Here is a 19868-nt window from a genome sequence, read left to right on the forward strand (position 1 = left end):
AACTGAGTGTTATGAAACTGGATCAACTGAATTACAACCAACTCAAGGTCCTGCTGGCGGTGTACAAGCACGGTCAGGGTCACCAGGCTGCCAACGAGTTGGGAATGACGGCGTCGGCGGTGAGTCGGACCCTGAAGGGACTCAGGGACATCTTCAAGGACTCACTGTTTGTGCGCCGCTCCTGTGGCTTGATCCCCACGGAGAAGACCAATCAGCTGATCCCCCTGGCGAAGAAACTGGTCGATCAGTACCAGCAGATTGAGCAGCACTACTCGGTATTTACCCCCGAGGAATCCGGCGGCCAGTTTACCATCCTGGCCTACGACGAGTTTGTCTATGCGGTGCAGAAAGTGGTCAACGACTGCATTCTGCCGGAGGCGCCAAACCTGAAGTTTGAAATTCGTACCCTGAGTCACGACTGCACCGCAGAGGTGGCTAACGGTGATATCGACTTTATGGTGGTATATGAGGGTTTTGAAGGTAAGAACCTGAATTGGGATATGTTTGCCGAGACTGGAGACATCTATATTCTCGCCAATCATCGCCACCCGATTCTGGCGAAAAAACCCAACCTGGCGGATATTTCCCGTTATCCACTGTTGGAGCTGGATAACTACAATGACCTGACCTGTCCTCTGCTGGTGAATCTGTGCCGTGAGGTGGGCCAGGAGATGGAGGTGGCCGGGTATACAGACAGTGTCGCCACCGCCATGAGACTGCTGGCCGAGTCCAATAGCATTACCCTGAGTTGCAACCAGTTTACTCGTAATTTTGTGGAGATGGTGCCTCAGGTGGATTATGTAAAACTGCCGGATGAACTGGCTCGGCTGGTGCGGGAACGACGCTGCACCGAGCGGGACGTCGGCAACTATATTCTCTACGGTGATATTAATAACTCCGCCTCTTTCAACTGGGTTAAATCTAAACTGATTTACGGGTTGGAAAGGGAGTGGCGCCTGGCGGCAGAGCGGTAAATCGCCCGCCTTAAATTATTGACGTAAAGATCTCATGGCTTCCCTGGCGGGAAGCCATAGGGGACCGCTGTGCCCCGAAGCCGGAGATTGGCGAGATTCGAGCCCGATTAAATCTCGCTTGGATGGCGATGGCAAAACACGGATTCAGTCGGTTGGCAGGCCTGGTCTCAGGTCCGCTGGCCGACAGGAAACCCGGTGGCTGGCCGCGACGGTGGCGAGACACCAGGCTCCCGACATCGCTGACAGGATAGCGATCAGGGAGCGGTTCCAGGGCCTCTGGATGGAGGTTGCACCCTCGGTTGCAGGGGCAGTGTTCATCAGGAGGGGTTCTGGCGTACTGGTAAGGGAAATGGGTCCGGCGAAGGTGACGGAAAAAAAACCGTGATATTACCGGACCTGGAAAGGGATTTAACTTGATTGTCCAGTACAACATTTAAATCGTTTGCCTGTTGTGAACCGATATTTAGCTGAAATTAAAAAAGTTGGTGCAAATTAGGCCTGGTGGTGAGGCTCATCTCTCTCATTCCCTGCTAAAGCATGACCCTCAGTTGTCCTAAAGCAATGTGGTTTTGCCCCGGGCCCTCTTTTTAATCAGTTGAATGTCAGGTGTTAAATAACGAGAGCACGATAATTTGACCTTGCATAAAAAGTTAAAAAGGTTGGTAGTAAGATGATGAAACTCGATAGACGTAAGTTCCTGAAAGGAGTCGGTGCTACATCGGTTTTTACCTCCTTGTCCGGACTGGCGCCCGGCGTGGCCAGTGCCAAACAGCCTGGATCCCACAACAGCCTGTTGGACAAGCGTAACGGTGAAGTGAAGTATCACACCTGTGCCCGTAACTGTGCAGACCGCTGTCTGCTCAAGTTCCGCGTCCAGAACGGTCGCATGACCTACGTGAGCGGTGCGGAAGAGCAGGAGAAGACCGGTACCTCTCCCTGCGTCAAGGGCCATACCTACGTACAGTACACCTATGCCGCAGACCGTATCCTGCACCCGATGAAGCGGGTCGGCAAGAAGGGCGAAGGCAAGTGGAAGCGCATCACCTGGGACGAGGCCTATGCCGAGATCTCCAGCCGTCTGAAGCAGGTGATCGCCGAGCACGGCCCCGAAGCGGTGCTGCCCTACTCCTACTCGGGTCACGAGGGGATGATCGGCAAGTACGGCGGTCCATGTCGCTTCTTCCACAAGCTGGGCGCGACCCAACTGGATCGCCTGGTGTGCGTATTCGCCGCCTATGAGGGCCTGAAATCCGTCACCGGTACCTGGCGTGGTCCCGACCCGGAAGACACTCCCCTGACCGACTGTTATGTGGCCTGGGGTCAGAACGAGACCGCCACCAACGTACACGGTATCAAGTACATCAACCGGGCCCGGGACAACGGTGCCAAGCTGCTGGTGGTTAACCCCGTTCGCACCCCCATCGCCTCCCAGGCGGACATCTGGCTGCAGCCTCGCCCCTCCACCGATACCCACCTGGCGGCCGGTATCATGAAGTACCTGGTGGAGAAGGACCTGGTTGACCACGACTTCATCAAGCAAAACACCTTGGGTTACGACGAGTTGGTTGAGCGTCTGGCCGAGATCAGCTACGACGAAGTCGAGCAGGTGACCGGTGTACCTCGCGAGAAGATGTTCGAGTTTGCCCGCGTCTATGGCCAGTCCGACAAGTCCGTCCTGCGCCTGGGCTACGGCATGCAGCGTAATTACAACGGCGCCCGCATGTCCCGCGCCATCGCCATGTTGCACGCCATCGCCGGTAACTTCGGCCAGGTGGGCAATGGCTTCATCTACGATAATGTTCAGGCCGATGATGGCATGAACTACGCCAAGGGAACCGCATCTCACCTGCGCACCAATGCTGACACCGTGCAGCACGTGAACATGACCGAGATCGCCAAGGCGATTCACCCCACCAACCCCACGGCTTACGGCAAGCCGATCAAGCCGATCCATGCTCTGATCAACTACAACGGCAACTTCGTGGCGGTAGCCCCGGACTCCAACGCCTGTCGCCGTGGCGCCATGCGTGAGGATCTGTTTCTGGTGGTGCATGACTTCATCATGACCGACACCGCCGAGTTGGCCGACATCATCGTGCCTGCGGCCACTCAGTTCGAGTCCGATGACTACTGCCCCGACTACAACTGCTACTACCAGCAGATCTGTGAGAAGGTGATCGAGCCTGTGGGCGAATCCAAGGACAACTGGACCTTCTTCAAGGAGCTGGCGCACCACATGGGCTTCGATGATCCCGAGTTCCAAGTGGATCACGAGGGGATCCTGCGTGACTTCCTGGATACCGACGATTACGCCTACGAGGGGATCACCTACGAGAAGATCGCCAAAGAGAAGTTCGTCAAAGTGAACGTGCCCAAGCCCTTTTTCGGCGACGGCAAGTACTTCACCGAATCCGGCAAGATCGAGCTCTACTCCGACTACATGAAGAAGGCGGGCTTCGATCCGGTGATCGACCTGGGTCTGCCCGAGGATGAGATGATCCCCGAAGAGCGGGATCTGCCGTTCCGCCTGCTGTCCCCTGCGATTCCGCAGCGTGCCAACAGCTCCTTCTACAACGTGAAGTACATCCGCAACTTCCCGGCTTACTTCGCCAAGATCAACCCGGTTGATGCCGAGAAGTACGGCATCAAGAACAACGACCGGATCCGTCTGCACAACCACCGAGGTGAGGCGCACTTCGTGGCCATGGTTACCAGCCAGGTTGTCCCCGGCACCGTGATGGCGCCGAAGAACAACTGGCGTCGCATGGACCCTCAGGGCCTCGACAGCTGCACCAACAACCTGACCACCGACAAGTTGACCGATATGGGCGGTTGCTCTGCCTATCACTCAACCCGTGTAGGCCTGAGCAAGGCGTAAGGAGTAATCGATGGAAAACAAACATCAACGTGGATTTGTCTTCAGACAAGAGAACTGTGTGGGTTGCGGCGCCTGTACCATCGCCTGCCAGATCCACAATGAACTGCCTGAAAACGTGCGTTTCCGTAAAGTGGACCGCTACGAAGTGCAGAAGGGCGACGGCATCGTCGATGTGTGGCTGAGCCACTCCTGCATGCACTGCGGTAACCCCGCCTGCCTGATGGTCTGCCCCGCCAAGGCCTACACCGTGCGCCACGACGGCCTGGTGGTGCTGGACCGCGACAAGTGCACCGGTTGTGGCCTGTGCGTTTCCGCCTGCCCCTATGACGCGGTGGCCATGGTGGAGACCGACGGCAAGGCGGCCAAGTGCAACATGTGCATCGAGCTGATCGACCAGGGCAAGAACCCCGCCTGCGTCGACGGTTGCCCGGTACAGTGCCTGAAGGCTGACAACGTCAACCAGGTACTGGCCCAGAAGGCCTCTGCCAGCAAGCAGGGGATCGGCTACGGCGACTGCGTAACCAAGCCAAACATGGTGATTATTAAGGAGCGGGCATGATGAACGGCGAGTTTGGTCCCATTGCTTCGGCGTATCACGCCTTCAAGGGCATGGTGTTTGAGCCCTCCAATCCGGAGTCCCTCGAGCGTCTGATCGCCCATCTCGAGGCCGGTGAAGGCAACGATGCGTTGCTGTCCGAGGCGCGCCGCCATCTGGAGGCGCCCATGGAGTTGGAGTGTGACTTCAACCGCATGTGTATCGGGCCGACTCGCCTGCTGGTGCCGCCCTATGAGTCCGTCCACCGCGCCAGCGGCCGGCAGATCAACACCGAAGAGACCGTGGCGGTGGCTGATTTCTATCAGCACATCGGCCTGGTGATCGACGAGAAGTTGAGCGAGCCGGCGGACTTTATCGGCAATGAGCTGGAGTTCCTCTACTGCCTGGAGGCCCTGGCCCATCAGCACCGCAAACAGGGCAACGATGACACCGTCGCCGAGCTCGAGGCGCTGGCCGGGGAGTTCCTCGACAAGCACCTGGGCACCTGGTACCAGGCCTTCACCGACGGCATGCGCGAGCACGCCCAGCTGGAGTTCTGGCGCCTGTACGCGGTGGCGCTGCATCAGTTCCTGTCATCCCGAATAACTCATTAATTTCCCGGGGAGGAGACTCCCCGCCTGTAAGGCGCCGGTTTGGCTCCTAAGGATATGAGATGAAACGTTTTATTGCTTTACTTCAGATGGTGCTGGTGGCGGCGTTCGCCGGCCAGGCCGTGGCCGCGGAAAAGGCCCAGCTGCAACCCCAGCAGTGGCAACCCATCCAGGAGATCACCATCGCCGGTGACATCCCTGAGCTGCGTGGCATGCCGGTCTCTCCGGACCTGCCTGTGGTGAACCCTGCCGTCAACGAAGGCTACCTGCAGACCCTGTCCCCCGCTTCCTACTGGGCCGATCTGCTGACCTACTCCTTCTTCGGCATGATCGCCCTGCTGGCGCTGTTCGTGATGATCAACGGCAAGTCCAAGCTGCACGGCGGCTTCTCCGGCAACAAGGTTGACCGTTGGAGCGGCATGGACATCTTCGTTCACTGGCTGGGCGGCATCGCCTGTCTGCTGCTGATCATCACCGGCCTGATCATGGGTGCCGGTCGCTTCCTGCTGGAGCCCAACATGGGCGTCAGCCACTGGGTCGGCGTGATCAACACCTCCGTGTCCCTGCACGATATGATGGCCTGGCCCTTCATCATCGGTTGGGCGGTGATGGTGCTGAAGTGGCTGCCTAAGCAGCTGCCTGAAGCCTGTGACGCCGCCTGGTTCGCCAAGGCCGGTGGTTACCTGAACTTCGGTCCCTTCAAGGGTCAGCACCCCGACGCGGGCTTTGCCAACGCCGGTGAGAAGCTGTGGTTCTGGACCTTCGCCATCTGCGGCGCCCTGATCGTGGGTTCCGGCCTGGTGATGATGTTCCCCAGCCTGGTGGAGACCAAAGACGCGTCCAACCTGAGCCTGGTGCTGCACCTGGTGAGCGCGGCCATCATCGGCGCCTTCGCCGTGGTCCACATCTTCATGGCCACCGTGATGTCCGAAGGCGGCATGGAGTGCATGGTCACCGGTAAGTGTGACGAGAACTGGGCCAAGCAACACCACAACCTGTGGTTCAAGCAGGTCAGCAACTCCTAAGACGATACCGGGGGCGCTAGCGTCCCCGGTCTCTCCCGGCCCCACCCGGGGCCGATTCATTGAATTTGAGCCGTCCACCTCTCCCCGCGAGCAGGTGCGGTCCCGTAGTACCTAACGGATAGAGAATAATGACAATGAACACCAAGATGACTCTGATTGCCGGCGCCGTTGCCGCCCTCTCTTTCAATGCCCTGGCTGCCGACTCCCTGGAGGAGCAGGTTCGCGTTCTGTCTGAGCGTGTCCAGCAGCTGGAGCAGCAGGGCCCCCAGGTGGCCGAAGGCACCACCTTCAACCTGTATGGCAGCCTGCGCCCCACTTTCAACTACCTGGAGTCCGGTGATGACTCCAAGTGGGACGTGCATGACGCCCTCTCCCGTGTTGGCATCAAGGCCACCACCGAACTGAGCAATGGCTGGGTAGCCATCGCCCAGGGTGAGTGGAGCGTGGATATCTCCCACAACGGTGACTTCGGCAAGGCCCGCCGGGCCTACGTGGCCCTGGCCACCCCTTACGGTCAGCTGGGCATCGGTAAGCAGCGTCCTGCTCAGTACACCCTGGTGGCCGAGTACGTGGATATCTTCAACCACGGTAACAGCCCCTTCGCCTATGACGCAGAGAGCCCCTTCTTCGTCGACAACTTCGTGACCTACAAGCTGGAGAAGATGGGCTTCACCCTGATGGCCGGCGCCCAGATCAGCGGCGACAAGGGTGACGACAACGCCGACCTGGTGAACGTGGGTCTGGGTTACGACCTGGATGGCCTGCACCTGGGTCTGGGGTACGTGGCCGCCGATCGCCTGGATGGCAGCAACCAGGTGATCGGCGACGACAACACCCTGGGTGGGGTGGTGGCCTACAGCTTCGACAATGGCCTCTACCTGGCCGCCGCCTACCAGGACAAGGACTACAACCTGGACGGCGCCGCCGACCGCAGCGGCAGCACCCTGGACACCGCCCTGGCCTACCCCTTCGCCGATCACTATAGGGTGAAGCTGGGCTACTTCATCTTTGATGATGGCGTGAAGGGCATCAGCAGCAACGACTACGACGGCTACAACACCACCCTGGAGTGGCAGGCCGCCAGCAACCTGCGTCTGCACGTCGAATACCTGGTCAAGGACTTTGATAACGCCGACAAGGACAGCTCCATCGCTGTCGGTATGCGTTACGACTTCGACATGGGCTGGAACTTCTAAGTCCAGCGGCTCACCCCTGTGAGGGCCAGTTTTCCCGGCAGGTCCTCTCACTTTTCACCATCCCCCCTTCAGGGCGACCTTCGGGCCGCCCTTTTTTGATCCTGGCCGTCACCGCGGCGATACTTAAAAGATCGGCCTGCTGCTAAGGAGAGAGTGATGCTGCCGCTGAATATGGCCTTCGACAAGCCATTGGTGATCGATACCCGGACGTTGCCCTGGCAGGCGTCCCCCTCGCCCGGAGTCTGGCGCAAACGGCTGGAGTGCGTGGCCGAAGAGCTGGGGCATGTGACCAGCCTGGTGCGCTACGAGCCGGGCAGCCGTTTTCCCAATCACGGCCATCCCGCCGGTGAGGAGTTGCTGGTGCTGGAGGGGGTGTTCAGCGACGAGAGTGGCCACTTCGAGGCGGGCAGCTACCTGCGCAATCCGCCGGGCAGCGGCCATGCCCCGGGCAGTGAACCCGGTTGCGTGCTGCTGGTGAAGCTGTGCCAGTTTGCCGAGGATGACGGTCAGTCGCTGGTGATCCCCGGCCTGCTGGGGTCTCCCAGCCGAGAACTGCACCGCCATGGTGCGGAGCGGGTGTGCTGGTTCCGGCTGCAGCCCGGTGAGGATCTGCCGCCCCAGCCCTTCTCCTGTGAGTTTTTCCTGGTGGATGGCGCCCTTGAGGGGCCGCGACATCGACTATCCGGCGGCCACTGGTGCCGCTTCCCCGCCGGGGTATGCCCGCCGCTGCGCGCCAAGCAACCCAGCTTGGTTTGGCTGAAGTCAGGCCACTTTTAACCACAGACAACCACCGGTTTCCGAAGCGCCGCTGGCGCGGCCCGGGGAGAGAAAAAGCCCGGCGGTGGCCGGGCAGAGATTGGGAAGGAAGTGGTTTACAGGGTGTCGCCTGGGACCCGCACCCAGCCCTCCATCAACACCCGGGCGCTACGGCTCATGATGGCCGAGTCCACCCGCCATTGGCCCTGCTGCCGGCTGGCCTTCGCGCCCACCTTGAGGGTGCCCGAGGGGTGGCCGAAGCGGACGAAGCTGCGCTCGCCGCCGCCGGCGGCCAGGTTCACCAGGGTGCCGGGGATGGCGGCGGCGGTGCCGATGGCCACCGCCGCGGTGCCCATCATGGCGTGGTGCAGCTTGCCCATGGAGAGCGCCCGCACATTGAGGTCGATGCTGTCGGCGCCGATCCCCTTGCCGCTGGAGGCGGTGTAGCTCTTCGGCGGGGCGACGAAGGCGATCTTGGGGGTGTGCTGGCGGGACGCCGCCTCGCTCACCTCCCTGATCAGTCCCATCTTCATTGCGCCGATGGCCCGCAGCGCCTCGAACCGTTCCAGGGCGGCGGGATCGCCGTTGATCGCCTCCTGCAGTTCGGTGCCGTCGTAGCCCAGGGCCTCGGCATTGAGGAACAGGGTGGGGATACCGGCGTTGATCAGCGTCGCTTCAAGTTTGCCCCCGGCGACCAGGGACTCGGGCACCTCCAGGGTGTCCACCAGGTTGCCGGTGGGGAACATCGCCCCGTCGCCGTCGGCGGGATCCAGGAAGCTCACCTCCACCTCGGCGGCAGGGAAGGTCACCCCATCCAGTTCGAAGTCGCCGGTCTCCTGCACCTGGCCGGCGGTGATCGGCACCCTGGCGATGATGGTCTTGCGGATGTTGGCCTGCCAGATGCGCACGGTGGCGATGCCGTTGTCCGGAATCCGGGTCGGGTCCACCAGGCCGTTGCTGATGGCGAAGGCGCCCACGGCGGCGGTGAGGTTGCCGCAGTTGCCGCTCCAGTCGATGAAGGGCTTGTCGATGGCCACCTGGCCAAACAGGTAGTCCACGTCGTGGTTGGCCTGGGTGCTCCTGGCCAGGATCACCGTCTTGCTGGTGCTGGAAGTGGCTCCGCCCATGCCGTCGGTGTGCTTGCCGTAGGGATCGGGGCTACCGATCACTCTCAGCAGCAGGGCATCCCGGGCCGGACCCGGCTGCTGGGCAGCCTCCGGCAAGTCGGTGAGGCTGAAGAACACCCCCTTGCTGGTGCCGCCGCGCATGTAGGTGGCGGGAACTCTGATTTGCGGTGGAAACGCCATGGTTTCTCCTTGACTTGGGAGGGCGGTCAGGCCGCCCTCCTGCGGTTGTTCAGGCCGGACTCAGCTGGCCGCTTCCGAGGCCAGGAAATCCTTGGCGAAGCGCTGCAGCACGCCGCCGGCCTCATAGACGGACACCTCCTCGGCGGTGTCCAGACGGCAGGTGACCGGCACCTCCAGGGTGTCACCGTCGGCACGGTGGATCAGCAGCGCCAGGGTGGCCCCGGGGGTGCGCTCGCCGACGACGTCGTAGACCTCGCTGCCATCCAGCCCCAGGGTCAGTCGGGTGGTGCCCGGTTTGAACTCCAGCGGCAGCACGCCCATGCCCACCAGGTTGGTGCGGTGAATGCGTTCGAAGCCCTCGGCGACGATCGCCTCCACCCCGGCCAGACGTACCCCTTTGGCGGCCCAGTCACGGCTGGAGCCCTGGCCGTAGTCGGCCCCGGCGACGATGATCAGCGGCTGCTTGCGATCCATGTAGGCCTCGATCGCTTCCCACATGCGGGTGACCTGACCCTCCGGCTCGATGCGGGCCAGGGAGCCCTGGCGGATCTCACCCTGCTCATCCCGAACCATCTCGTTGAGCAGCTTGGGATTGGCGAAGGTGGCCCGCTGGGCGGTGAGGTGATCACCGCGGTGGGTGGCGTAGGAGTTGAAGTCCTCCTCCGGCAGGCCCATCTTCGCCAGGTACTCGCCGGCGGCAGAGCTGGCCAGGATGGCGTTGGAGGGGGAGAGGTGATCGGTGGTGATGTTGTCACCCAGCACCGCCAGGGGGCGCATCCCCTTGAGGCTGCGCTCACCCGCCAGCGCGCCCTCCCAGTAGGGGGGGCGGCGGATGTAGGTGCTCATGGGGCGCCAGTCATACAGGGGGTTGTTCTGTTCGCCGTAGTCGACGCTGAGATCGAACATCGGCTCGTACACCTTGCGGAACTGCTCCGGCTTCACATACTGGCCGACGATGGCGTCGATCTCCTCGTCCGAAGGCCACAGCTCCTTGAGGGTCACCGGCTTGCCCTGGGAGTCATGGCCCAGTACATCCTGTTCGATATCGAAGCGCACCGTGCCGGCGATGGCGTAGGCCACCACCAGCGGTGGTGACGCCAAAAATGCCTGCTTGGCGTAGGGGTGGATGCGGCCATCGAAGTTGCGGTTGCCGGAGAGCACCGCGGTGGCGTACAGGTCTCGATCGATGATCTCCTGCTGAATGGCGGGATCCAGGGCGCCGCTCATGCCGTTACAGGTGGTGCAGGCGAAGGCGACAATGCCGAAACCCAGCTTCTCCAGCTCCGGCAGCAGCCCCGCCTCCTCCAGGTAGAGTTGGGCCACCTTGGAGCCGGGGGCGAAGGAGGACTTCACCCAGGGTTTGCGCACCAGTCCCAGTGCGTTGGCTTTCTTGGCCAGCAGGCCGGCGGCCACCACGTTCCTGGGGTTGGAGGTGTTGGTGCAGCTGGTGATGGCGGCGATGATCACCGCGCCATCGGGCAGTTTGCCCTCGGCTTCCTCCGCCTGGGCGGCGGCCAGATTGCCGGCGATGCCGCGTTCGGCCAGATCCGCCGTGGGCAGGCGGCGGTGGGGGTTGGAGGGGCCGGCCATGTTGCGGCAGACGCTGGAGAGGTTGAACTCCAGCACCCGCTCATACTTCGCCCCGGTCAGGTCGTCGGCCCACAGGCCGGTGGTCTTGGCGTACTGCTCCACCAGCTTCACCTGCTCCGGATCCCGGCCGGTGAGGGTCAGGTAGTCCAGGGTCTGCTGGTCGATGTAGAACATGCCGGCGGTGGCGCCGAACTCCGGGGTCATATTGGAGATGGTGGCGCGGTCGCCGATGGTGAGATCCGCCGCGCCGTCGCCGAAGAACTCCAGGTAGGCGGACACCACCCGCTGCTTGCGCAGGAACTCGGTGATCGCCAGCACGATGTCGGTGGCGGTGATCCCAGGTTGGCGCTTGCCGGTCAGGCGCACGCCGACGATCTCGGGCAGGCGCATCATCGAGGCGCGGCCCAGCATCACGTTCTCCGCCTCCAGTCCGCCGACGCCGATGGCGATCACCCCCAGGGCGTCCACATGAGGGGTGTGGCTGTCGGTGCCGACACAGGTGTCGGGGAAGGCGACGCCGTCGCGGCACTGGATAACCGGGGACATCTTCTCCAGGTTGATCTGGTGCATGATGCCGTTTCCGGCAGGGATGACGTCGACGTTCTTAAAGGCGGTCTTGGTCCACTCGATGAAGTGGAATCTGTCCTCGTTGCGGCGATCCTCGATGGCGCGGTTCTTCTCGAAGGCGTCCGGATCGAAACCGGCATGCTCTACCGCCAGGGAGTGGTCGACGATCAGCTGGGTGGGCACCACCGGGTTGACCTTGGCGGGGTCGCCCCCCTGATCGGCGATGGCGTCCCTCAGGCCCGCCAGATCCACCAGGGCGGTCTGGCCGAGGATGTCGTGGCACACCACCCGGGCCGGATACCAGGGGAAGTCCAGGTCGCGCTTGCGATGGATGATTTGGGTCAGGGCGTCGGTGAGGCTGGCGGGATCGCAGCGGCGCACCAGTTGCTCCGCCAGTATCCTGGAGGTGTAGGGCAGGGTGGCGTAGCTGCCGGGGCTGATGGCCTCCACCGCGGCCCGGGTGTCGAAGTAGTCGAGGCCGGTGCCGGGCAGGGGTTTACGGAATTCTGTGTTCATAGTCTCTACCCAATGAGTGAAATTTGGGCCGCCGGGCGGCGGCCCACTGGGCTGGCTTTTTGCCCGCTTAGCGCTGGTTCAGCTCAGGTACGCTGCGGGGCTCCTCACCGACGTAGTCCGCACTGGGGCGGATGATGCGGTTGTTGGCCCGCTGCTCCATCACGTGGGCGGCCCAGCCGGTAAGGCGGGAGCAGACGAAGATGGGGGTGAACAGCTTGGTGGGGATCCCCATGAAGTGGTAGGCGGAGGCGTGGAAGAAGTCGGCGTTGCAGAACAGCTTCTTCTCCTGCCACATCAGATCCTCGCAGGCCACGGACACCCGGTAGAGCCGATCGTCGCCGAACTCGTCGGCCAGCTTGGCGGACCAGCCCTTGATGATGGCGTTGCGGGGGTCGGATTCCCGGTAGATGGCGTGGCCGAAACCCATGATCTTCTCTTTGTGGGTCAGCTTACGCTTCAGGGTGTCCACCGCATCCTGCTCATCCTTCATCTCCTGGATCAGCTCCATGGCCGCCTCGTTGGCGCCGCCGTGCAGCGGACCGCGCAGGGAGCCAATGGCGCCGGTGATGCAGGAGTGCATGTCGGACAGGGTGGAGGCACACACCCGGGCGGTGAAGGTGGAGGCGTTGAACTCGTGCTCGGCGTAGAGAATCAGGGAGACGTCCATCACCTTGGCGTGCAGTTCACTGGGGGCCTTGCCGTGGAGCAGCCTCAGGAAGTGGGCGCCGATCTGCTCGTCCTCGGTCTCGGTGACGATGCGCACGCCGTCGTGGCTGTAGCGGTACCAGTAGCAGATGATGGAGGGGAAGGCGGCCAGCAGGCGGTCGGCCATCTCACTCTGCTGGTCGAAACTCTCCTCGGTCTCCAGGTTGCCCAGCATGGAGCAGCCGGTGCGCATCACGTCCATCGGATGGGCGTTGGCGGGGATCTGTTCCAGCACCGTCTTCAGCGCCTGGGGCAGTCCGCGCAGGTTCTTCAGCTTCTGGCGGTAGGCGGCCAGCTCCTCGGCGTTGGGCAGGTGGCCCTTGAGCAGCAGATGGGCCACCTCTTCGAAGCTGACCTTGTCTGCCAGCTCGGCGATGTCATAGCCTCGGTAGGTGAGGCCGGTGCCGGACTTGCCAACGGTACACAGGGCGGTTTCGCCGGCGCTCTGGCCGCGGAGGCCTGCGCCTCCAAGTGCTTTATCTACCATGATTTTTTCCTTCTCTCCTGAAGTTGCTCTATCAGCTGCGGGTTACGCCTTGCTGTCGGCGAACAGCTGGTCCAGTTTCTGCTCGTAGTCGTGATAGCCGAGGAACTTGTACAGATCCGTGCGGGTTTGCATGTTGTCCAGCTGGCTGCGCTGGTGGCCGTCGAGCTTGAGGGTTTCATACACCTTGAGGGCGGCGGCGTTGGCGGCGCGGAAGGCGGACAGGGGGTAGAGCACCATGTCGGCACCGGCCTCAAACAGCTCCTCCTTGCCAAACAGTTCGGTCTTGCCGAACTCGGTCATGTTGGCCAGGATTGGCGCACTCACCTGGGCCCTGAACTGACGGTAGTGATCCAGTTCGGTCAGCGCCTCGGCGAAGATCATGTCGGCCCCGGCGTCCAGGTAGGCCTGGGCGCGCTCGATGCCGCTCTCCAGCCCCTCGACGGCTACGGCGTCGGTGCGGGCCATGATGACGAAGTTGTCATCGCGGCGGGCGTCCACGGCGGCCTTGATGCGGTCGCACATCTCCTCGATGCTCACCACCGCCTTGTTGGGGCGGTGGCCGCAGCGCTTCTGGGCCACCTGGTCCTCCATGTGCACCGCGGCCACCCCGGCGCGCTCGAACTCGCGGATGGTGCGGGCGATGTTGAAGGCGCCGCCCCAGCCGGTGTCGATGTCCACCAGCAGCGGCAGATCGGTGGCGGCGGTGATGCGGCTGGCGTCGGTGACCACATCGTTCATGGAGGTCATGCCCAGATCCGGCAGGCCGAAGGAGGCGTTGGCCACCCCGGCGCCGGAGAGGTAGAGGGCCTGGTGGCCGCTCTGCTCGGCCATCAGGGCCATGTAAGCGTTGATGGTGCCGACAATCTGTAGGGGTTTGGCGTTGGCTACGGCGTCGCGGAAGCGCTGGCCTGGGGTTGGGGTGGTCATCCTGAAATCTCCTCCATTTGGTTTCTCAAAACCCGCTCGGTGTTGGCGCGGCCGGACTCGATGTGGCGGCGCATCAGCAGGGCGGCTAGCTCGCCATCGCCGTCGGCGATGGCGTCCAGAATTCTTCGGTGTTGGGCCAGGGCCTCCATCGGTCGACGGCCGCTGCTGCACCGGTTTCGGTACATCTGCAGCAGGTGGTAGAGGTCGTCGGTCAGGGTGTGGATCAGGGTTTGATTGCCACTGGCGTGAATGATGCCCAGGTGAAAGTCGATGTCGTCAAACAGGGCGTAATCGCCGTTTTGGTCGGTGAACACCTTTTCCTGGCGTTTGAGCAGCAGTTGTAGCTGGGCCAGCTGGCTGGCGCTGATGTGGCTGGCGGCCAGTCGGCAGGCCATCGCTTCCAGCTCGGCCCGTACCTGGTAGAGATCACTCAGCTCCTCCGGGGTCAGTTGGGCCACCCTGGCGCCAACATGGGGGGCCTTGACCACCAGTCGGCGGCGCTCCAGTTTCTGCAGCGCTTCACGAAGAGGTCCACGGCTGACGCCATAACGGGCGGCCAACTCTTGTTCGTTGATCTTGCTTCCGGCGCTGATCTCTCCCTGGACGATGGCCAGCTGCAGCTTGTGAGCCAGCTGGTCTGCCAGGGTCAGTGGACGTTGGGGTTCGCTCATGATCAAAAAAGCACCAAGTGAGACATGGGTCACAGCTTGCGTGCTAATCGATGCTTTGTCAACAATGTGTTAACTTAGACGTTAGTGTAATCTAAGTGGCGCCCTGCGAGGTTTTGTTGTTTAACTGTATGATTTATAGGTATTTTTGTTGGTGGGTGATCGTATTGAGAATCAACATGGGAAATGTTTATCTCCGCCTTATTGTCAACAACATGGTCGGTTGTCGACAATAGCACGGAATCACAAAGGGCTCCCCCGGGGAGCCCCTCCTGATCATCTTCGATGCTATTTGGGCGCCAGGGCCCGATAGAAGCCGCGAGCGGAGGCGTGTTGCTGAAGCACTTGCTCGATCCTGTCGTCCTTCTCCTGCCACAGCTCGTTGAGCCAACGCTGGAACTCCACCCGGTACTGCTTATCCTGATCGTAGTCGCCCTGGGGCACCTGGGAGATGGGCAGCACCCGGACATCGACGGTGATGGTCTCCAGCTCGCCCCCCAGCAGGGAGGCCATGATCTGGTCCCGGGCACCGGGGTAGACGATGGTCAGATCCACCACATGGCGGAACTGATCGCCCAGGGTGGCCATAGCGAAGGCGATACCGCCGGCCTTGGGCTTGAGCAGGTAGCGGTAGGGACTGCGCTGCCGTTTGTGCTTCTCCGGGGTCAGCCGGGAGCCTTCGATAAAGTTGATCACCGAGGTGGGCATATCGCGAAACTTGGCGCATGCCCTGCGGGTGGTCTCGATATCCTTGCCCTTCAGCTTGGGGTTCTTGGCCACCTGAGACTTGGAGTAGCGGCGCATGAAGGGCATATCCAGAGCCCAGCAGGCCATGCCCATCAGCGGGACGTAGATCAGCTGATGCTTGAGGAAGAACTTGAGCATCGGGATCCTGTCTCTCAGCACGATGGAGACCACGAAGATATCGGCCCAGCTCATATGGTTGGAGAGCACCAGATACCAGCCCTGGGTCGAGAGCTGGTCATCCAGGCCGGTGATGTTCCAGCGGGTGCGGGTGGTCAGGCCGAAGATGGCGTGGTTGAGTACCACCCAGCATCTCATGCAGCCGTTGGCCATCGCCGACAGCTTGAGTCGCACCGCCTTGATGGGCAGCAGCAGCCTCAGCAGCGCCAGCATCAGAATCAGGCTGCTCCAGAGCGCTATGTTCAACGCCGCCAGGGTGGCGTTGATCAAAAACAGCACGGGGCTGGGAAGAAAGTTCAACATAGTCTATCGGTGTTCGTCGTTGCCGCAGCGGGCCAGTTGCCGCTGCTTCTCATGCCACAGGCCGTTGAGCCATTGCTGGAACTCGGCCCTCTGTTCGGGGGAGTCGTAGCCGATGTCGTGGAGCTCCTCCAGGGAGTGCTGATCCACGCTGACCCGGATCTCCGGCACCCGGCCACAGAGATAGTCCCAGAAGCTGGGGGCGCCATCCGGGTAGTAGATGGTGACATCCAACATCTGCTGTAATCTGGGTCCCATGGCGTCTAGGGTAAAGGCTAATCCGCCCGCCTTTGGTCTGAGCAGTTGGGGAAAGGGGGAATTCTGCCTCTGCCGCTTGGTCTCTGTAAAGCGGGTTCCCTCGACGAAGTTCATGATGGCCACCGGCGAGTTCTTGTACTTTTCGCAGGCTTTCTTCGTGGTTTCAATGTCTTTTCCCTTCATATGCGGGTTCTTCTTCAGATACTGGCCGGAGAAGCGGCGCATAAAGGGAAAATCCAGTGCCCACCAGCACAGTCCGATGACAGGTACGAAGATCAGCTCCCATTTGAGGAAGAACTTGATAAAGGGGATGCGGCGATTGAACAGCCTCTGCAGAACCAGGATATCCACCCAGGACTGATGGTTGGAGATCACCATATACCATTGCCTCGGGGAGAGCTCCGGCAGTGAGTCCACCACCATGCGGCTGCCGCTGAGCACCGCCTGATTCAGGTTGTTGATGCTGATCCAGGCAGTGGCGCACTGATCGGCGGCCCAACTGCAGGCGCGCTTCAGTGACGCGATGGGCAGCAGCTTCAGAATCCCAAGGATGAAGACGACGGGAAACCAGAACAGGGTGTTCAGAACATACCCAAAAAAGGCCAACAGGCCACGTACAGTGCTCAACAGATCCATCCGTAACACAGGCTAAACTTGGGGATATGTTAAACAGCTCTGACCAGTGTCTCAAGGCGGATCTGTTCCGCTGACCGCACTACAGCGGTCTGAGCCGAGCCATCAGCTTGTCCATGGCGCGGAAACCGAAGGCTTGGGCTACATGGGCGCGGGTGACGGTGCCGCCGCCCTCCAGGTCCGCCAGGGTGCGGCTGACCCGGAGGATGCGGTGGTAGGCGCGAATCGACAGGCCCAGCCGGTTGAGGCCCTGTTCGGCGAAGGCGGCCGCCTCCGGCACGATACCGACCTCGCCGGCCAGTGCCGAGGCGGGCAACCGGGCGTTCAGTGTGCCCTGACGGGACAGGGCGCGCGTCCTGGCGGCGATCACCCGGGCCCTGGCCTGTTCGGTGGTCACTCCCTGGAGGGGCTGGCGGGTCAGTTCTCCCGGGGCCAGCCTAGCCACCTCCACCGTCAGATCAAACCTGTCCAGGAAGGGGCCGGAGAGCCGACCCAGGTAGCGACGTATCTGCTCCGGGGTGGAGCGGCTGTGGGGACCGGTGTCGCCACAGGGGCTGGGGTTCATCGCCGCGATCAGCTGGAAACGAGCCGGATAGGTCAGCTTGGCGGCGGCGCGGGAGATTACCACCTCGCCAGACTCCAGAGGCTCCCTCAGGCTGTCCAGCACCGAACGGGGAAACTCGGGCAATTCGTCCAGGAACAGCACCCCATGGTGCGCCAGGGAGATCTCCCCCGGCTTGGGCTGGCTGCCGCCTCCCACCAGAGACGCCGCCGAGCTGGAGTGATGGGGGGCGCGAAACGGCCGCTGAAGCAGTCGAGACGGCGCCCTGGGCAGGCCGGCGACCGAGTGGATCGCCGCCACCTCCAGGGCCGCGTCCACCTCCAGTGGTGGCAGCAGATCGCACAGCCGGCTGGCTAGCATGGTCTTTCCCGTGCCTGGCGGCCCCATCAGCAGCAGGTTGTGGCCACCGGCGGCGGCGATCATCAGCGCCAGCTTCCCCTGCTGCTGGCCAATCACCTCACCCAGGTCCCGGTCCGAATCTGCATCGGGCTGTCGGACGGAAGAGGGGGTGACCCTGGTGAACGTCCGTTGTCCCAGCAGGGAGGCGATCAGCAGGGGCAGGGTGGGGGCCGTGACGGCATCGAGGCCGGGCACCAGCTGCAGCTCATCACTGCCCCTCTCCGGCACCACCATCTGGTGGCGCGCTCTCTTGGCGGCCAGGGCCGAGGGCAGCAGTCCGGCGCACGGCATGATCTCTCCAGACAGTGACAGTTCTCCGAAAAATTCCCGATTATCGGCGCATGTTTGCGGAAGTTGTCCGGAGGCGCACAGAATCCCCAGGGCGATGGCCAGATCGAAGCGCCCCCCCTGTTTGGGCAGCTCTGCCGGAGCCAGGTTGACGGTGATCCGTCGGGCGGGGAACTGGAAGCCGCCGCTGCTCAGTGCCGCCCGAACCCGCTCCCTGGATTCCCGGACCGAGGCCTCCGGCAGGCCCACAAGGGTGAAGCTGGGCAGGCCACCGCCCAGGTGCACCTCCACCCGGATCTCTGGGGCGTCCATCCCCAGTTGGCCGCGGGTGAGAACTTGAGCCAGAGCCATAAATTGCCTCCCTGCAATCGCTTGGTTACCTCAATTCTAGCGCCTTCCCGGCGAACACTGCGTTTGACATATTTGGTTACATTTCTAATTTTCTCACAAATGGAAAATTTTCTTTGCATCGTTAATTTGGGTGTGCTAATTCTAAATAAGCTTAAATTTCGACCTGGCCGCCAGACAGGCTGGCGAGGTCACCCGAGAAAGAGAAAGAGACGTAGGAATCGAACCGATGATGCCTGTAGCCCTGAACCTAGTACTAGTCGTGGTCCTGACCGTGGTGATTATTATCACCGGCGGGGGAACGCGTTTGGTTCGGGCACAAGCAGCCTAAACGTCAACCAAACACCCACCCCCCGCACCGAAAGGTCCGGGGGGTTTTTTTTTACCCTGTAGTCCACGGAGAGAAGCAACCATGACCCAGATGTATCACCAAGCTGACGCCAACCCGAGTTTGTTGCAAGGCAAGACCGTCGCCGTCCTCGGCTATGGCAGCCAGGGCCGCGGCCAGTCCCTGAACCTGCGCGACAGCGGCGTGAATGTTGTCATCGGCCTGCGACCCGGCGGTGCCAGCTGGAAACAGGCGGAGGAGGAGGGCTGGCAGCCTGTGCCCTTCGCCGAAGCGGTGCGCGATGCCGATATCGTCATGGTGCTGATCCCAGATATGGCCCAGGCGGACTGCTACAAGGAGCATATCGAGCCCAACATCAAGGAGGGCGCCATGCTGATGTTCAGCCACGGCCTGAACGTTCACTACGGCATGATCGAGCCCGCCGCCAACATCGATGTGGCCATGGTGGCCCCCAAGGGGCCTGGCTACCTGGTTCGCACCGAGTATGAGAAGGGTGCAGGGGTTCCCTGCCTGATGGCGGTACACCAGGATGCGACCGGTTACGCCCATGCCCGGGCGCTGGCCTACGCCGACGCCATCGGCGGCACCCGCGGTGGTGTGCTGACCACCAACTTCAAGGAGGAGACCGAGACCGACCTGTTCGGTGAGCAGGCGGTGCTGTGTGGCGGGGCGGTGGCCCTGGTGCGCAAGGGCTGGGAGACCCTGGTGGAGGCGGGCTATCAGCCGGAACTGGCCTACTTCGAGTGCCTGCATGAACTGAAGCTTATCGTCGACCTGCTCTACGAGGGCGGCATCTCCCGCATGCATGAGTTCGTCTCCGACACCGCCGCCTACGGTGCCCTGACCCGGGGTGACCGCATCGTCGATGATCGCGCCAAGGAGACCATGAAGCAGGTGCTGGCGGAGATTCAGTCCGGTGAATTCACCCGTCAGTGGGTGGAGGAGTACAAGTCAGGCAGCACCAACTACCGAGCCGCCCAGAAGGCGGAGTGTGAGCACCCCATCGAGAAGGTGGGTGCGGAACTGCGCAGCCGCATGAGCTGGTTGAATCGAGGAGAGTAAGCC

Annotated in this window: 16 protein-coding genes; 8 read left to right on the top strand and 8 right to left on the bottom strand. The window is 62.1% G+C overall.

Features of this window, described 5'->3' with window-relative positions; all coding sequences use genetic code 11:
• The first annotated feature begins 11 nt into the window (after positions 1-11).
• The 7 genes from FCL40_RS00245 to FCL40_RS00275 all read left to right on the top strand — a co-directional run bounded on the left by FCL40_RS00245 (position 12) and on the right by FCL40_RS00275 (position 7996).
• Positions 12-974 (top strand): LysR family transcriptional regulator, encoded by a 963-nt coding sequence (locus FCL40_RS00245; RefSeq protein WP_136850186.1) that lies wholly within the window; start codon positions 12-14, stop codon positions 972-974.
• 673 nt (positions 975-1647) lie between these two features.
• Complete coding sequence (locus tag FCL40_RS00250; protein WP_136851335.1) at positions 1648-3852, top strand: molybdopterin-containing oxidoreductase family protein; 2205 nt, start codon at positions 1648-1650, stop codon at positions 3850-3852.
• Positions 3853-3862: 10 nt separating this feature from the next.
• Positions 3863-4411: a 4Fe-4S dicluster domain-containing protein gene (locus FCL40_RS00255; protein ID WP_136850188.1), complete on the top strand. Its 549-nt coding sequence runs from the start codon at positions 3863-3865 to the stop codon at positions 4409-4411.
• Positions 4408-5001 carry a TorD/DmsD family molecular chaperone gene (locus FCL40_RS00260; RefSeq protein WP_136850190.1) on the top strand — a complete coding sequence of 198 codons (594 nt, stop codon included), beginning with the start codon at positions 4408-4410 and terminating at the stop codon, positions 4999-5001. Before FCL40_RS00255 ends, FCL40_RS00260 begins: the two co-directional genes overlap by 4 nt.
• Before the next feature lie 59 nt (positions 5002-5060).
• On the top strand, positions 5061-6023 hold the full coding sequence (locus tag FCL40_RS00265; protein ID WP_136850192.1) for a formate dehydrogenase subunit gamma: 963 nt from the start codon (positions 5061-5063) through the stop codon (positions 6021-6023).
• Between the two features lie 134 nt (positions 6024-6157).
• On the top strand, positions 6158-7219 hold the full coding sequence (locus FCL40_RS00270; protein ID WP_205729072.1) for a porin: 1062 nt from the start codon (positions 6158-6160) through the stop codon (positions 7217-7219).
• A 156-nt stretch (positions 7220-7375) separates the two neighbouring features.
• Complete coding sequence (locus tag FCL40_RS00275; RefSeq protein WP_136850196.1) at positions 7376-7996, top strand: cupin domain-containing protein; 621 nt, start codon at positions 7376-7378, stop codon at positions 7994-7996.
• Positions 7997-8091: 95 nt separating this feature from the next.
• Here the strand turns inward: FCL40_RS00275 and prpF are convergent, their stop codons facing one another.
• The 8 genes from prpF to FCL40_RS00315 all read right to left on the bottom strand — a co-directional run bounded on the left by prpF (position 8092) and on the right by FCL40_RS00315 (position 18457).
• Positions 8092-9282, bottom strand: coding sequence for a 2-methylaconitate cis-trans isomerase PrpF (gene prpF, locus FCL40_RS00280; RefSeq protein ID WP_136850198.1), 1191 nt, complete (start codon positions 9280-9282; stop codon positions 8092-8094).
• Positions 9283-9342: 60 nt separating this feature from the next.
• Positions 9343-11955 (bottom strand): Fe/S-dependent 2-methylisocitrate dehydratase AcnD, encoded by a 2613-nt coding sequence (gene acnD / locus FCL40_RS00285; protein ID WP_136850200.1) that lies wholly within the window; start codon positions 11953-11955, stop codon positions 9343-9345.
• Positions 11956-12022: 67 nt separating this feature from the next.
• Positions 12023-13147 carry a bifunctional 2-methylcitrate synthase/citrate synthase gene (gene prpC / locus FCL40_RS00290; RefSeq protein ID WP_136850202.1) on the bottom strand — a complete coding sequence of 375 codons (1125 nt, stop codon included), beginning with the start codon at positions 13145-13147 and terminating at the stop codon, positions 12023-12025.
• Positions 13148-13189: 42 nt separating this feature from the next.
• Entirely contained in the window at positions 13190-14074 is an 885-nt protein-coding gene (gene prpB / locus FCL40_RS00295; RefSeq protein ID WP_136850204.1) for a methylisocitrate lyase, read from the bottom strand.
• The gene (locus FCL40_RS00300) at positions 14071-14745 is read right to left on the bottom strand and encodes a GntR family transcriptional regulator (RefSeq protein WP_136850206.1); all 675 of its coding nucleotides are present in this window, start codon (positions 14743-14745) and stop codon (positions 14071-14073) included. The genes prpB and FCL40_RS00300 overlap by 4 nt, the downstream gene beginning before the upstream one ends.
• A 285-nt stretch (positions 14746-15030) precedes the next feature.
• The gene (locus FCL40_RS00305; protein ID WP_136850208.1) at positions 15031-15969 is read right to left on the bottom strand and encodes an acyltransferase; all 939 of its coding nucleotides are present in this window, start codon (positions 15967-15969) and stop codon (positions 15031-15033) included.
• Between the two features lie 3 nt (positions 15970-15972).
• On the bottom strand, positions 15973-16860 hold the full coding sequence (locus tag FCL40_RS00310) for an acyltransferase (RefSeq protein ID WP_136850210.1): 888 nt from the start codon (positions 16858-16860) through the stop codon (positions 15973-15975).
• Positions 16861-16939: 79 nt separating this feature from the next.
• Entirely contained in the window at positions 16940-18457 is a 1518-nt protein-coding gene (locus FCL40_RS00315; RefSeq protein ID WP_136850212.1) for a YifB family Mg chelatase-like AAA ATPase, read from the bottom strand.
• 409 nt (positions 18458-18866) lie between these two features.
• Here FCL40_RS00315 and ilvC point away from each other — a divergent pair, with 409 nt between their 5' ends.
• Positions 18867-19865, top strand: a complete 999-nt coding sequence (ilvC, locus tag FCL40_RS00320; RefSeq protein WP_136850214.1) for a ketol-acid reductoisomerase — start codon at positions 18867-18869, stop codon at positions 19863-19865.
• Positions 19866-19868: the final 3 nt, after the last annotated feature.

The sequence above is a fragment of the Ferrimonas sediminicola genome (assembly GCF_005116715.1).
In the GTDB taxonomy this organism is placed as follows: domain Bacteria; phylum Pseudomonadota; class Gammaproteobacteria; order Enterobacterales; family Shewanellaceae; genus Ferrimonas; species Ferrimonas sediminicola.